Origin of the sequence: Streptomyces tuirus (assembly GCF_014701095.1) — a bacterium.
In the GTDB taxonomy this organism is placed as follows: Bacteria; Actinomycetota; Actinomycetes; order Streptomycetales; family Streptomycetaceae; genus Streptomyces; species Streptomyces tuirus.
Window position 1 is genome coordinate 6,105,173 of sequence record NZ_AP023439.1, and the last position, 13,181, is coordinate 6,118,353.

The following is a 13,181-nucleotide window of genomic DNA, read 5'->3' on the forward strand; positions in this document are numbered from 1 at the left end:
CGGGTCGTCGGTGAGGCCCCACGGGAGCTGGGAGCGATCGTAGCCGCCGGTGAGGGCGTGCGGACGTCACACCCCACCGGTCACACCTCACCGGTCACGCCCCACCGGTCACGCCGCACGGGTCCTGCCCCACGCGTCACACCCGCTCAGCGGATCGGCGCGTACACCACCCCCAGCTTGTCCAGCTCGTCGCCCGCGCGGCCCGTGAAGCCCACGATCTGCCGGCCGGAGGGGGCCGTGAAGGTCTGCGCGTCGGACGTGGCCGTGCCCGCGGACAGGGTGCGGTCGCGGTCCGTCGTGAACGACGCCGAGAACAGACGTGTACGCCCGTCCTTCTGACCCCGAGTCAGCTTCACCGAGGTGAGGTGTTCACCCGCGGCCAGGGTCAGGGACGTCGCGGTGCCGCCCGTGCCGCCGTGGGTGAGGGTCGGGCCGCCGTCGTGGGTGAGGGACACGGCGTCCAGGCGGGCGCCGCCGCGCAGGGTGAGCGTGCGCGGGGACGGGACGGACGGCAGGTCGTCCGCGTCGTTGAAGGCCGTGCCGTGCGGGCCGCCGAAGAAGTCGCTGGCGCGCAGCGACGGGTCGAGCGTGTAGGAGAAGTCGACCGCGTGCGGGAAGTGGTCGGAGAGGTTGCCGCCGGCCGGGTCCAGGAAGGACGCCCAGGCGTTGCTGTAACGGGTCGCGTTCAGGCTCAGCAGCCTGCTGCCGCGGTAGAGGACCTTGTCCACGACCTCGCAGTCGTCCGGCGGTGCCGTGGTGGGGCAGAGGAGCGCGCCGCCGCCCTGGGCCGGGGGCGTCCCGCCCTTCACACGCTGGACCCATGCGTCGGTCAGGCCGTTCTCGCTCACGAGCGTGCGGATGTTGTCGCCGGAGCGCGTGTACCGCGTGTTCGTGTCGCCCATGACGATCACCGCGTTGCCGGACGAGTTCGCTTGGATGAAGCCGGAGAGCTGCTCGACGTTGGCGCGGCGGGCGGCGAGCGCGTCGTCGGTGTCGTCCGCGTTGGTGTGCACGTTGTAGAGGTCCAGGAAGACACCCTCGGCGAGCCGGACCCGCGCCACGGAGAACCCCTTCGGGGTGAGGCAGTTGGTGCCGGTGCACTTGTTCCACTTCACGCGCTGGAAGTCCTCGAAGGGATGGTCCGAGAGCGTGTTGAGGCCGTCTCCGAACGGGACGCCGCCGCTGGTCGCGGTGCGGTGGGCGTGGTCGTCGCCCGCGTACAGGGCGGCGTGATAGTTGAAGTCCTCCTGCACGTTGACGATGTCGTACGCCCCGAGGCGCGGCGAGATCAGCGGTGTGTTCTTCGCCGGGTTGCCGGAGCTCAGGCCCTCGGGGAGCCCTGCGATGTTGTAGGTGAGGACGCTGAAGGAGCCGGACTCCGCGGCGACGGCGGGTGTCGCGCCGGTGGCGGCCGGGCCCGTGACGGCCAGGACGGCGGCCACGACAGGGAAGCCGAGGCGGCGGACGGTGGTGCGGAAGGTACGGGACAGCCCGCGGACCTCGATGGCGACACTCAACCGACCCACCAACTCCCTTGAGGTGAACACAGCGGCGGCCGGCCGGCACAAGGGCCGACCGGCGGCGGAGGACATTCGTCCTTCTTACCTGGTGGTCGAGAACACGAACGAGAACTCCGCCGGCTCCGCCTTCAGGAAGTACTGCGGCAGCGGACCCGGGCCGCAGGACTGCGAGCCGATGCCGTGCTGCCCGTGGTCGAGATTGACCCACACCGTGTCACCGGCCGTGAGGTCGGTGCGGTGCCGGGCCGCGTCCAGCTGCTCGGTCGTCCAGCGCCGCGCCGTGAACCAGAACTCCGGATCACCCTCGATCCTGAGCCCGCCGAGCTCCACCCAGCGGACATCGGCCCGGGCACCGTTCTCCTGCGGGCGGACGTACGGCGTCTGCAGCCCGTCCACCGTCGACTGCCAGCGGCCGACCATGGACGCCTTGCCGGTGTCCGGGTACGCCTCACCGGGACCGCCGCCGAACCACTCCACCCGGTCCGCCTCCGCCAGCCCGAAGCGGACACCGAGCCGGGGCAGCGGCACCGTCCACTCGCCCTGCGGCGTCACCGACACGGTCAGCCGCAGCCGCTCGCCGTCGGACGTCCAGCGGTACACCGTGTCCAGGCCCGTCTCGCGGGCGGCGGGCGCCACCCGGGTCCGGACGGTCAGCGCGTCGTCGCCCGCCTCGACGGAGATCAGGCGGTGGCGCATCCGGTGCAGGCCGAGCGTGCGCCACAGCGTCCCGTAGCGGGTGTCGGTCTGCCACTCGGCGCCCTCGTCGTTGTCGGTCGGCGCCCGCCACACGTCCAGCCGCGGCGTCGCACCGACCTCCACCCCGCCGATCGTGAGCAGCGCACCGGTGCGGGCGTCGAAGCCTGCCGGGCCGAGCGTGATCCGGTCCCCGTCCGGCACGGGCCGGTCGGTCGCGGGGAAGGACGGCAGCGGCCGTGTCCCCACCGCGAACTGGCCCCAGGCCACCACGTGGCCCTTCGCGGCCCAGGGCGTGTCGTCCGCGAGCAGGGCCCGCACCGTCCACTGCCGCTCGCCGCCCCGGCCGTCCGCGGGCGGTTCCGGCAGCTTCACCTCGGCGCTCTCGCCCGGCGCGAGCGCCGGCACCGCGAGCGAACCCGACTCGACGGTCTCGCCGTCCACCTGGCACGACCACTCGAAGGCCAGGGCCGACAGGTCAGCGAAGTCCTGCTTGTTGGTGACGTGCACGGTGCCGTTGGCGCCTCCCCCCAGCTCTCGGCCTGGCTCGAGCAGGGGGGACCCCCAGCCCTCGATCCGGACCGGCTCGATGACCTTCTTGTACTCGATCAGGCCCGGCGACGGCGTCCGGTCCGGGAAGAGCAGCCCGTCGCACACGAAGTTGCCGTCGTGCAGCTCCTCGCCGAAGTCACCGCCGTAGGCGTAGCCCAGCTCGGCGTGCCGGACGCCGTGGTCGATCCACTCCCAGACGAAGGCGCCCTGGAGCCGCTCGTACTTCTCGAACAGCTCCTGGTAGTCGGCGAGTCCGCCCGGGCCGTTGCCCATCGCGTGCGCGTACTCGCACTGGATGAAGGGCAGTTCGCGGCGCCTGAGCGTGCCGCCGTCGAGGTGCCGCCCGATCTTCTCGACCTCGTCGTGGAAGGCGTACATCCGCGAGTACACGTCCGTGTCGCGGCAGTTCCAGTCGCCCTCGTAGTGCACCAGCCGCGCGGGGTCGCGGCCGTGGATCCACTCGGCCATGGCGGTGAGCCCGCGGCCGGTGCCGGCCTCGTTGCCCAGCGACCAGAACACGATCGACGGGTGGTTCTTGTCCCGCTCGACCATGCGCGCCGCACGGTCCAGCAGGGCCGGGGTCCAGCGGTCGTCGTCGACGGGGTTGTCCCGCCAGTCCTGCTCGGTGAAGCCGTGGGTCTCCAGGTCGCACTCGTCGATGACCCACAGGCCGTACTCGTCGCACAGGTCAAGGAAGGCCGGGTGCGGCGGATAGTGCGAGGTGCGCACGGCGTTGAGGTTGTGCCGCTTCATCAGCACCACGTCCTCGCGCATGGTCTCCAGGTCGAGCGCGCGGCCGTGCTCGGGGTGCCACTCGTGCCGGTTGACGCCCTTGAACAGGACGGCCTTGCCGTTGACCTTGATGAGCCCGTCCTCGAGGACGACCGTACGGAAACCGATCCGCAGCGGCACCCGCTCCCCGTCCGTGACCAGCACACCGTCGTAGAGCTTCGGCGTCTCGGCGGTCCACGGCTGGACCCCGACCGTCACCGGCTCGCCGGTCGCGACATCGATGTCGAGGGCCGGCACGGTCACCCGGCCGTCGACGTCGGAGTCGACGCGCAGGGTGCCCTCACCGGTGGTGTGGTCGTAGGAGGCGTGCACGAAGAAGTCGCCGGCGCTGCCCGCCGGGCGGTGCAGCAGCGTCACGTCACGGAAGATGCCCGGCAGCCACCACTGGTCCTGGTCCTCCAGGTACGACCCCGCCGACCACTGGTGCACGCGCACGGCGAGCACGTTGGAGCCCGGCTTCAGCAGCTCGCCGACCGCGAACTCGTGCGCGAGGCGGGAGCCCTTGAACTCGCCGAGCTCCGTGCCGTTCAGCCAGACCCGGGCGCAGGACTCGACCCCGTCGAAGCGCAGCACCGCCCCGCCGTCCGCCGGCCAGTCGTACGGCAGGTCGAAGACGCGCAGATGGTCACCGGTGGGGTTCTCCGTCGGGACGTACGGCGGGTCCACCGGGAAGGGGTAGAGGTGGTTGGTGTAGATCGGGGAGCCGAACGCCCCGTCGCCCTGGAGGACCCAGTGCCCGGGGACCGTGACCTCGGCCCAGTTCCCGGCGTCGAAGCCCTCCTCGGCGAACGAGTCGTCCTCGGCGCCGGCGGTGGCCGAGAGCCGGAAACGCCAGCTGCCGTTCAGCGACAGGGACCGCGCGTCCGAGGCCGCGTACCAGGCGCGGGGCGGCAGGGCCCCGGTGCCCGGGGAGACGTCCTCGACGTAGTCGACGGAGGGGGTCGTGCGCAATGACATCGGTCTCCTAGCTCAGCCCTTGATGCCGGTCTGTGCGATCCCCTGCACCAGCCAGCGCTGGAGGAAGAGGAACACGAAGATCAGGGGCAGGATCGAGATGGCGGTGGCCATGAAGATCAGGTGGTAGTTGACGGTCTGGTTCGTCATATACGACGACAGCGCCACCTGGACTGTCCAGGCACTCGGATCCTGGCCGATGACCAGGGGCCAGAGGAAGGCGTTCCAGCCGTTGATGAAGGTGATCGTGGCGATGGCCGCGAAGAAGTTCAGCGAGTTGGGTACGACGATCCGCCAGTACGCGCCCCAGTAGCCGAGCCCGTCCACCCGCGCCGCCTCCTCGAGCTCCTTCGGGAACCCCAGGAAGTACTGCCGGAACAGGAAGCAGGTGAAACCACTGAAGAGGCCCGGGATGATCAGACCCCGGTAGCTGTCGACCCAGCCGAGGGACGAGACCAGCACGAAGCTCGGCACGAAGGTGACGGCCGTGGGAACCATCAGGGTCACCAGGACGGCGTAGAACACCTTGTTGGCGTGCTGGTACGGGATGCGGGCGAGGCCGTATCCCGCCATCGAGCAGATCAGCAGGATTCCCGCCGTGTGGAGGACGGCGACGACCACGGAGTTCCACAGGGACCGTGCGAAGTCGACCGTGACGTCGTCGAACGGCTCGGTGATGTTGCCCCACTGGATGGACGTGGGGAACCACTTCCAGGTCTCGCCCGTGATCTCCGGGTCCGTCATCAGCGCGTTGCGGACGATCAGATAGAAGGGGACGAGGAAGAGCAGGGCGGCGACGCCGGTCGCGAGGTACAGACCGGTACTGCCCATGACGCCGCCGCCGCGTCTTGCCTTGGCCGGCTTCGTCGTCTCGGTGATGTCGGGTGCCGTGGTGGTCACTTGGACTCCTCGCCCCTTCCGAAGCCCATGATCCTGCCCTGGAGCAGTGTGACGACGCAGATGAGCAGGGTCAGCACGACCGCGCCCGCGCTGCCCGCGCCGTAGTTCTGGTTCTGGCCGAGGGCCATCTTGTACAGCTCGACCAGCGGGGGCTGGCCCCAGGTGGCCTTGCTGAGCAGGTTGAAGAACTCGTCGAAGGCCTGGTACGCGGCGACCAGCAGGAGCAGGATCACCGCGGTGGAAGTGGCCCTGAGCTGGGGCAGGGTGATGTGCCGGAAGGTCTGCCAGCCCGGTTTGGCGCCGTCGATGGAGGCCGCCTCGTACAGCTCCCGCGGGATGTTCTGCAGCGCCGCGATGAACAGGATCATGTAGAAGCCCGACTGGAGCCAGAGCCGGACGGTCACGATGACCAGCCAGTACCAGGGCGGGTCGGGGTTGGCCAGCCAGGCGATGTTGTCGACGCCGAACCAGCCGAGGACGGTGTTGGCCAGACCGAAGCGGACGCCGTTGAAGATGGACATCTTCCAGATCAGCGCGGCGGCGACATAGCTGACCGCGGTCGGCAGGAAGAACACCGACCGGAAGAACGCCCGCATGAACCGCAGCCGGTTGACCAGCAGCGCGAGCCCCAGCGAGAGGGCCCAGGTGGCGGGCACGATGAACGCGGCGAACACGGTGAACGTGACCAGCGAGTTCCGGAAGTTCGTGTCCGTCAGGACCTGCTGGTAGTTGCCGAAGCCGACGAACTCGCTCGGCGTCACGGTGAAGCGCGCCTCGAAGAAGCTGAGCCAGACGCTCCAGCCGATCGGCACGAAGACGAAGATGATCAGGCCGGTCAGGAACGGCCCGGTGAACAGCCAGAAGTTGAAGGTGCTGCTCGCCCTCAGGCCCCGCCGCGGCCGACGCCGGGAGACCTTGGCCGGGGCGGGCTGGGCGACCCCGCGCGTGGTGGTGGTCGACATGTCGAGATCCCTCCGGTGGTCTATCCGAAGAGCTTCTCGAGTTCGGCGTCGACCTTCTTCTCACAGGCGTCGAGCTGGGCCTTCGGGTCACCGTCCTTGCGGACGGTGTTGGCGATCACGTCCCAGAACGCGGCGATCATGGCCTGCGTCCAGCCGATGTTGTCGAAGTGGCCGAACTCGTTGAAGAGCTTGACGCCCTCGGCCGGCAGACCGGACTTCAGCTTGGTCGCGGACCGGGCGAGCGAGGCGCGCGGCGGGATGTGGAAGCCGTAGGAGGTGGCGAAGTCCTCCTGGTACTTCTTCTGGTCGATCCACAGCCACTTGACGTATTCCTTGGCCGCCTCGACGTTCTTGCTCTTGGCGTTGACGAACATCGACCAGCCGCCGTTGTAGACCGACTGCTTGCCGGCCGAACCGACCTTCGGGAAGGGGAAGATGCCGATGTCGTCGCCGAGTGCTTTCTGCATGGCCGGCATGGCCCACATGCCGCACCACTGGATCGCGGTCAGCCCCTGGATGAGGGCCGACGGGTCCCACGAGTCGGCGGGGGCGTCGAGCAGCAGGTTGCCACTGGTGAAGAGGCCACGCAGCTGCTTGAGGCCGTCGGCGACGGCGTCGGTGTTGAAGGCGGGCTTGTTGTCCGCGGTGAGGGTGTCGGCGCCGGCCGACCAGATCAGCGGGCGGTCGATCGAGGTCAGGTCGTTGCCGAGGAAGATGCCCTTGACCTTGCTGGTGGTCAGCTTGCCGGCGGCCTCGATCAGCTCTTCCAGCGTGGTCGGCACCTCGACTCCGGCCTTCTCGAACAGCGAGGGCCGGTAGAAGAGGAACTGCGGGTCGTCGATCATCCGGACGCCGTATATCTTGCCGTCGACCGTGTGCGACGTGATGTCGGCCTGGTTGAAGTCGTCCTTGACCGGTTCGATGATGTCGGTCAGGTCGGCCACCTGACCGCTCTTGACGAGCTGGATCTGCGGGTGGAACTCGAAGACGTCGGGCGCGTTCCTGGTGAGCAGCGCGGCGAACAGCTTCTGCTCGTAGTTGTTGCCGGTGATCCACTGCGTGGTGACGTCGGCGTCCTGGTACGCCTTCGCGTACCGCTTGACGGCCTGCTCGACACCGGCCTCGCCGTACGCGTGGAAGTACTGGACCAGGCCGTCGCCGGATCCCCCGGTGCTGCGTCCGGTGTTGCTGCCGCACGCGGCGAGTCCGCCGGCGGCGGCCAGGCCCATCGCGGCCCGCAGTACGTTTCGGCGGTCCCAGTTCATGTTGCTCGATGCCGGCATGCTGACGTCCTTGTCTCGAGTGCGGCTGCGGCTCTGCGGCTCACTGCCTGAGGCTCACGGCCCGGGGGCTCGCGCCGGATGGCTCAAAGGAAGGTGCGGTGCGGGACGCTAGAGCTTCGGCTAAACCTTCGGCAAGGGGTTGGACGAAGTCTGTGCGAAGCGTTGTGTCCGGTTCGTCATTTCGAACGCGTGGGCGCGCGGAGGAGTTGGTTCCGCCGCTACGAAGGTGTGGTGGTACGGCTCCGCACGGGGGCGGCGCGTTTGCCGTTCTTCTGCCCGACGGTCTGCAGGGCGCCTTCGAGTGCGAACGTGGCCGCGCCCAGGCACACCGGGTCGGTGGGGATCGGCGAGAGGACCACTTCGGTGGCGGCCAGCGGCCGGGGCAGCGCGTGCCGGGTGACGGCCTCGCGCACCTCGTGCAGCAGCGGCTCGCCCAGGGTGCGGGCGACCCAGCTGCTCAGCACGACGATCTCGGGGTTGAACAGGTTGACCAGATCCGCGACGCCGGCGCCGAGGTAGCGGGCGGTCTCGTGGACGACCCGGCGTGCCACGGGGTCGTCCGCCGCGACCCCGCGGGCCAGGGCGTCGATGGTCGCCGTCTGGTCCTCGCCGTGCAACAGCGGGCTGCCGGGGCTGAGTTCGCGCAGGTTCAGCATGATGCCGCGCGCGCCGACGTACGCCTCCACACAGCCGTGGTTGCCGCACCGGCACAGGCGTCCGTCCAGCACCATCGTGGTGTGGCCCCACTCGCCGGCGCTGTTGCTGACCCCACGGTGCAGTCCGCCGCCCAGGACGAGACCGGCGCCCACGCCCGTGCCGAGGTTGACCACCACGGCGTTTCCGCGCCCGCGTGCGGCCCCGAACCACAGCTCGGCGACCGCGCTCGCGCGTAGCGGGTTGTCCAGGTACAGCGGGTAGGCGATGTGCTCGGTGAGCAGATCGAGGAGCGGTACGTCGTGCCAGTCCCAGTTGGGCGCGTACTCCGAGGTGCCGGTCGCGCGGTCCACCTGCCCCGGCACGCTCACCCCGACCCCGAGCACCCGGGCGCCCTCGATGCCGGCCTGGGTGACCACCGAGCCGACGGCGGTGGCCACATGGCCCACCACCTGCTCGGGCAGGCTCTCGCTGGGCCGGACGTCCTCCTCGGCGCGGGCCAGCACGTTCAGCCCGAGGTCGAACAGCTCGACATGGACGTAGGTCTCCGCGATGTCGACGCCGATCAGCGCGCCGCCCGAGCTGTTGACCGCGACCAGGCCCCGGGGGCGGCCGCCCGCCGAGTCCTCGAAGCCGACCTCGGTGATCATGCGGAGGTCGAGCAGCTCGCCGACGAGGGTGGCGACCGTGGCGAGGCTGAGGCCGGTGGCCGCCGCCAGCTCCTGCCGGGACGTGGGTGACTCCGCGATGATCTGGCGCAGCACCTCGTAGCGGTTCGCGGTGCGGATGTCGCGTGATGTGCGCTTCACCGGGGTGTCCCATTCCTTCCCAGACCGGCCGGGCGGTTCGACGTCGGCACCGGCGCGGCGCAAGGCTATGATCTGCCTCGACTTTCGACAAGGGGTTTGGAAAGGGGCTTTATAAAGGGCGCGCCCGCTGCGTACGGTGGTGGCCGGGCTCGGCCTGCCCATGATGCCTCAGTGCGGGGGTGTCAGTCGCCGGTGGCGCGGTCCCGGTCCTCGACCGGGGCGCCCGTGGGGCATGCCGCCGGCTCTCCCGGGCGGCTCGCCCCGGCGACCGCGGCGGCCAGCTGTCGCTGCACCTGCTCCGGCAGCGTCCTGCCGCGCACGGTGCCCACCAGGTCCTGGGCGAGGTGGTGCAGCTTGGTGTTGGTGTTCTGGGAGGTCCTGACCAGAACACCCCAGGCGGCCTCGGGGCTCAGGCCGAACGAAGCCATCAGGATGCCGCGGGCCAGGTCGATGGTGGGCCGGGTCTGCATGGCGCGGCGCAGCTGGGTGACCTCGGCGCGGAGGTCCTGGCCGTCCTCTTCCGGCGGGTCCGCGGCGGGAGCGGCCGGGGGCGGGACGCTCCCGGAGCGGCCGGAGTCCGCGAACAGCTCCCGCGTGCCGGTCAGGTCGAGCAGGCGCTCGACCGCGACGCCGCAGGACCGGACGGTGACCGTCTTGCCCTCGTCGACCGCGCGGGTGCGCAGTTCCAGCAGTGCGTTGAGGCCGGAGCAGTCGCAGAAGCCGACCGCGTCCATGCGCAGGTCGAGGCCGGTGCCGGACAGGGTGAGCATGTCGTACAGCTCGGGGAGCAATCGCCGGCTGCCCAGGTCCAGTTCGCCCCACAGGGTCACGGTCATGCGGTCGCCGTCCGGGACGACGTCCATGGTCGCCATGCAGGGCGGGATCGCCGCCGGCGCGCTGCCGGCCGCTGTGGGTACGGCGTCCTCCTCTGTGTGAGACCGCGCAGAGTACGCAGGCTCCGGCATGGCCCTGTTCTCCCTTGCTCTGTTCGCCTTGCCTCCGCTTCCAGCGTCGCCTCTCTACCCCACACCCGTCAACTGATACATGAAACAGAGTACGTGTTTTTGGGTGCATGAATGTTCTGTCGCTAGAGTTGAGGCATGGATGGAGTGCCCGAGCCACACACCGGATGGACGTTCCTCACCAACCATGCCCGCGTGCTGGCCGCCATTGCCGACAATCACTGTGCCCGGATCCGTGACATCGCGGCCCACTGCCGGCTCACCGAGCGAGCCGTGCAGAAGATCATCGCCGACCTGGAGCAGGACGGATACCTCTCCCACACCCGGGAGGGGCGCACCAACACGTACCGAATCGACCCCGGCAAGGTGCTGCGCCACCCGGCCGAGGCGGGTCTGACCGTGGCCTCCCTGATGTCCCTGCTCGTCAAGGCCGAGGCCGACCGCGCCACGACCTCCAGGACGAGGGGCGGCGGCCCGCGCCCGGCGACCTGACCGGGGGCGAGGGGGCTGCCCCCGCCCCCTTCTCGCCTACGCCTGCGTCTACGCTTCCGTGCCCGCCAGCACCCCTCGTACGAAGGCGTTGGCGAACTTCACCCGTGGGTCCAGATCCTGGGCCAGTGACCGGAAGTCGCCGAGTCGCGGATACAGCTCGCGCAGGGCGGTCGCGGGCATCGCGAACACCTTCCCCCAGTGCGGGCGCGCCCCGAAGGGCTCGAGCGCCTCCTCGACCCGCCGGACCACCGGCAGCACCGCCTCCGTGTCCTCGACCCACGTGAAGTGCGCCGCGACCGTGTCCCGGCCGTGGGAGGGGCTGAGCCACTGGTCGTCACCGGCGACCGTGCGCACCTCGCAGGTCTGCAGGACCGGGGCGACGGTCTGCCGTATCGCGTCGAGCGCGTGCAGCATCTCCACCGCGTGCCCGCGCGGCAGCAGGTACTCCGACTGCAGCTCCGCCCCGCTGCTCGGGACGAACTCCGCCCGGAAGTGCGGCAGTCGCTGGTGCCACGGCCCCGGCACACCGAACTGCTCGGTGCAGTTGACCGCGGGCATGCCCGGCACCGGGTGCATCTTCTGCGTGGCGGGAGCGGCCCAGGGGAAGGCGGGCAGCGGCTGGTCGGTGCGCCGCTTGAGCCACACCTGCCGGAAGCCCGGCTCCCGCCAGTCGGTGAACAGGCTGACGCTGTACCCCGTGGCCATCACCGTCTCGAACACCCCGGAGTCCAGTCCCTCCAGCGGCAGTTCGGTGAACACGTGCTGCTCGACCTCGTAGGCCGGCTCCAGGTCCAGGGTGAGCGCGGTGACGACCCCCAGCGCGCCGAGTGACGTGACGGCCCCGCCGAACCGCTCCTCGCCCCGGCCCACGGTCAGTACCGAGCCGTCCGCCGTGACCAGCTCCACCTCGCGTACGGACACCGAGAGCGGCCCGTTGAGCACCCCCGAGCCATGGGTGCCGGTCGCCACCGACCCGGCCACCGAGATGTGCGGCAGGGACGCCATGTTGTGCAGCGCGAGCCCCTGCCCGTGCACCCGGCGGGCCAGTTCCGCGTAGCGCACGCCCCCGCCGACCCGGACGGTGCGGGCCGCCGTGTCGACGTCCACCTCCGGGGGCAGGCCGGCCAGCGACAGCAGGACGCCCTCGGGGCCCGGTTCGGCGATCTCGTTGAACGAGTGCCCGCTGCCCAGCACCCGCACCCGGTCGCCGTCCGCGACGAGCGCCCGCAGCGCGGTGAGCGACCCGGGCCGGTGCAGTTCCTTGGCCGCGTAGGTGATGTTGCCCGCCCAGTTGGTCACGGTCCCGTTCATCGCGTCGTCCTTCCCCTAGGCAGCGGGGACCGGGAAGCCCCCCGGCCGGAACCTACCCCGGCCCGGTGCACGTTGCCGCTGCCGCCCGGCCGGGCCTACCGTGGAGAGGTTGTAGAGAGCGGTTTCTGCCGCCGCGGCCTCCCCATCTGCCGCCCAGCCGGAAGGTCACCCCTTGAGCCACCGCCCCCAGGCACTTTCCTTGAGCCGGCGCCCCCAGGCACTCTTCGCCATGGCCGCCGAGAACGTGCCGCAGGTCTTCCCGCCCGAGGTGCTGGCACGGCTGCGCACGTCGGTGGACATCGATCCGGACGTCGTGGCCGAGGACTTCACCCACCCCCGCGTCCTCGACGCCCTGGCCCGGACCGAGGTCCTGGTGACCGGCTGGGGCTGCCCCCGGCTCGACGAGACGATCCTCGACGCCGCTCCCCGGCTGCGGGCGGTACTGCACTCGGCCGGTTCCGTGAAGTCCTTCACCACCCCCGCCGTCCGGGAGCGCGGCATCACCGTCTCCTCGGCCGCCGCCGCCAACGCACTGCCGGTCGCCGAGTACACCCTCGCCATGATCCTGCTCGCCGGGAAGGACGTCCTCGCCGCCCGCGACCGGCTGCGCACGGCCCGCACCTCCACCGGCTGGGGTCTCATCCCCGGCATCGGCAACCACGGCCGCCGGGTCGGCGTCATCGGCGCCTCCCGCATCGGCCGCCGCGTCCTCGAACTGCTGCGCCCCTTCGACCTGCGGCCGGTCCTCACCGACCCGTACGTCGACGAACGGCGGGCCGCCGCGCTCGGCGTCCCCCTGCTGCCCCTGGACGAACTGCTGCGCACGTCCCACATCGTCACCGTCCACGCCCCCGACACGCCCGAGACGCGCCACATGATCGGCCGCCGCGAGCTGGCCCTGATGCCCGACGGCGCCGTGCTGATCAACACCGCGCGCGGCGCGCTCGTCGACCACGACGCCCTGGTGGCGGAACTGCGCGCCGGGCGCCTGACCGCGATCCTCGACGTCACCGACCCGGAGCCGCTCCCCGCCGACTCCCCGCTCTACGACCTCCCCGGCGCGTTCGTCACCCCGCACCTCGCGGGCTCCCAGGGCAACGAGCTGGCGCGGCTCGGACTGGCGGTCGTGGAGGAGGCGGAGCGGCTGCTGGCGGGGCAGGAGCCCGCGCACGCGGTCGACTGGGCGGCGCTGGCCCGCGAAGCCTGACAGCAGCCCGGCAACGCACCACGAACGGGGCTTTCTCCCGGCTCGGGGGGACCCGGTACCCGCCCCGCACACCCATGGGCATACCGTGAG

Annotated in this window: 10 protein-coding genes; 2 read left to right on the forward strand and 8 right to left on the reverse strand. The window is 70.7% G+C overall.

All coding sequences use genetic code 11. From position 1 onward, the window contains the following. Positions 1–146 precede the first annotated feature (146 nt). The 7 genes from IGS69_RS27785 to IGS69_RS27815 all read right to left on the reverse strand — a co-directional run bounded on the left by IGS69_RS27785 (position 147) and on the right by IGS69_RS27815 (position 9,991). Positions 147–1,442: a jacalin-like lectin gene (locus IGS69_RS27785; RefSeq protein ID WP_385862848.1), complete on the reverse strand. Its 1,296-nt coding sequence runs from the start codon at positions 1,440–1,442 to the stop codon at positions 147–149. A 159-nt stretch (positions 1,443–1,601) separates the two neighbouring features. Continuing rightward, positions 1,602–4,514: a glycoside hydrolase family 2 TIM barrel-domain containing protein gene (locus tag IGS69_RS27790; protein WP_190903215.1), complete on the reverse strand. Its 2,913-nt coding sequence runs from the start codon at positions 4,512–4,514 to the stop codon at positions 1,602–1,604. 12 nt (positions 4,515–4,526) lie between these two features. Further along, the gene (locus tag IGS69_RS27795; RefSeq protein ID WP_190903216.1) at positions 4,527–5,411 is read right to left on the reverse strand and encodes a carbohydrate ABC transporter permease; all 885 of its coding nucleotides are present in this window, start codon (positions 5,409–5,411) and stop codon (positions 4,527–4,529) included. Further along, positions 5,408–6,373 (reverse strand): carbohydrate ABC transporter permease, encoded by a 966-nt coding sequence (locus tag IGS69_RS27800; RefSeq protein ID WP_190903217.1) that lies wholly within the window; start codon positions 6,371–6,373, stop codon positions 5,408–5,410. The genes IGS69_RS27795 and IGS69_RS27800 overlap by 4 nt, the downstream gene beginning before the upstream one ends. Before the next feature lie 20 nt (positions 6,374–6,393). Further along, complete coding sequence (locus tag IGS69_RS27805; RefSeq protein WP_190903218.1) at positions 6,394–7,656, reverse strand: ABC transporter substrate-binding protein; 1,263 nt, start codon at positions 7,654–7,656, stop codon at positions 6,394–6,396. A 218-nt stretch (positions 7,657–7,874) separates the two neighbouring features. Then, positions 7,875–9,119: an ROK family transcriptional regulator gene (locus IGS69_RS27810; protein ID WP_190903219.1), complete on the reverse strand. Its 1,245-nt coding sequence runs from the start codon at positions 9,117–9,119 to the stop codon at positions 7,875–7,877. A gap of 182 nt (positions 9,120–9,301) precedes the next feature. Continuing rightward, a complete protein-coding gene (locus IGS69_RS27815) occupies positions 9,302–9,991 on the reverse strand; it encodes an ANTAR domain-containing protein (RefSeq protein ID WP_232543660.1) in 690 nt (229 codons plus the stop codon). A 228-nt stretch (positions 9,992–10,219) separates the two neighbouring features. On the opposite strand from IGS69_RS27815, the gene IGS69_RS27820 reads away from it, so the two are divergent. Continuing rightward, positions 10,220–10,573, forward strand: coding sequence for a helix-turn-helix transcriptional regulator (locus IGS69_RS27820; RefSeq protein WP_190903221.1), 354 nt, complete (start codon positions 10,220–10,222; stop codon positions 10,571–10,573). Positions 10,574–10,621: 48 nt separating this feature from the next. Here IGS69_RS27820 and IGS69_RS27825 read toward each other — a convergent pair whose 3' ends face one another. Beyond that, on the reverse strand, positions 10,622–11,884 hold the full coding sequence (locus tag IGS69_RS27825) for a D-arabinono-1,4-lactone oxidase (RefSeq protein ID WP_190903222.1): 1,263 nt from the start codon (positions 11,882–11,884) through the stop codon (positions 10,622–10,624). Between the two features lie 199 nt (positions 11,885–12,083). Between IGS69_RS27825 and IGS69_RS27830 the strand changes: the two genes are divergently transcribed. After that, entirely contained in the window at positions 12,084–13,091 is a 1,008-nt protein-coding gene (locus IGS69_RS27830; protein WP_190903223.1) for a hydroxyacid dehydrogenase, read from the forward strand. The last annotated feature ends 90 nt before the right edge of the window (positions 13,092–13,181 follow it).

What these genes read in the sequence shown, in the direction of transcription:
- IGS69_RS27790 (WP_190903215.1), bottom strand. Translation starts at nt 4,514, where the DNA reads ATGTCATTGCGCACGACCCCCTCCGTCGACTACGTCGAGGACGTCTCC.
- IGS69_RS27800 (WP_190903217.1), bottom strand. Translation starts at nt 6,373, where the DNA reads ATGTCGACCACCACCACGCGCGGGGTCGCCCAGCCCGCCCCGGCCAAG.
- IGS69_RS27805 (WP_190903218.1), bottom strand. Translation starts at nt 7,656, where the DNA reads ATGCCGGCATCGAGCAACATGAACTGGGACCGCCGAAACGTACTGCGG.
- IGS69_RS27815 (WP_232543660.1), bottom strand. Translation starts at nt 9,991, where the DNA reads ATGGCGACCATGGACGTCGTCCCGGACGGCGACCGCATGACCGTGACC.
- IGS69_RS27820 (WP_190903221.1), top strand. Translation starts at nt 10,220, where the DNA reads ATGGATGGAGTGCCCGAGCCACACACCGGATGGACGTTCCTCACCAAC.
- IGS69_RS27825 (WP_190903222.1), bottom strand. Translation starts at nt 11,884, where the DNA reads ATGAACGGGACCGTGACCAACTGGGCGGGCAACATCACCTACGCGGCC.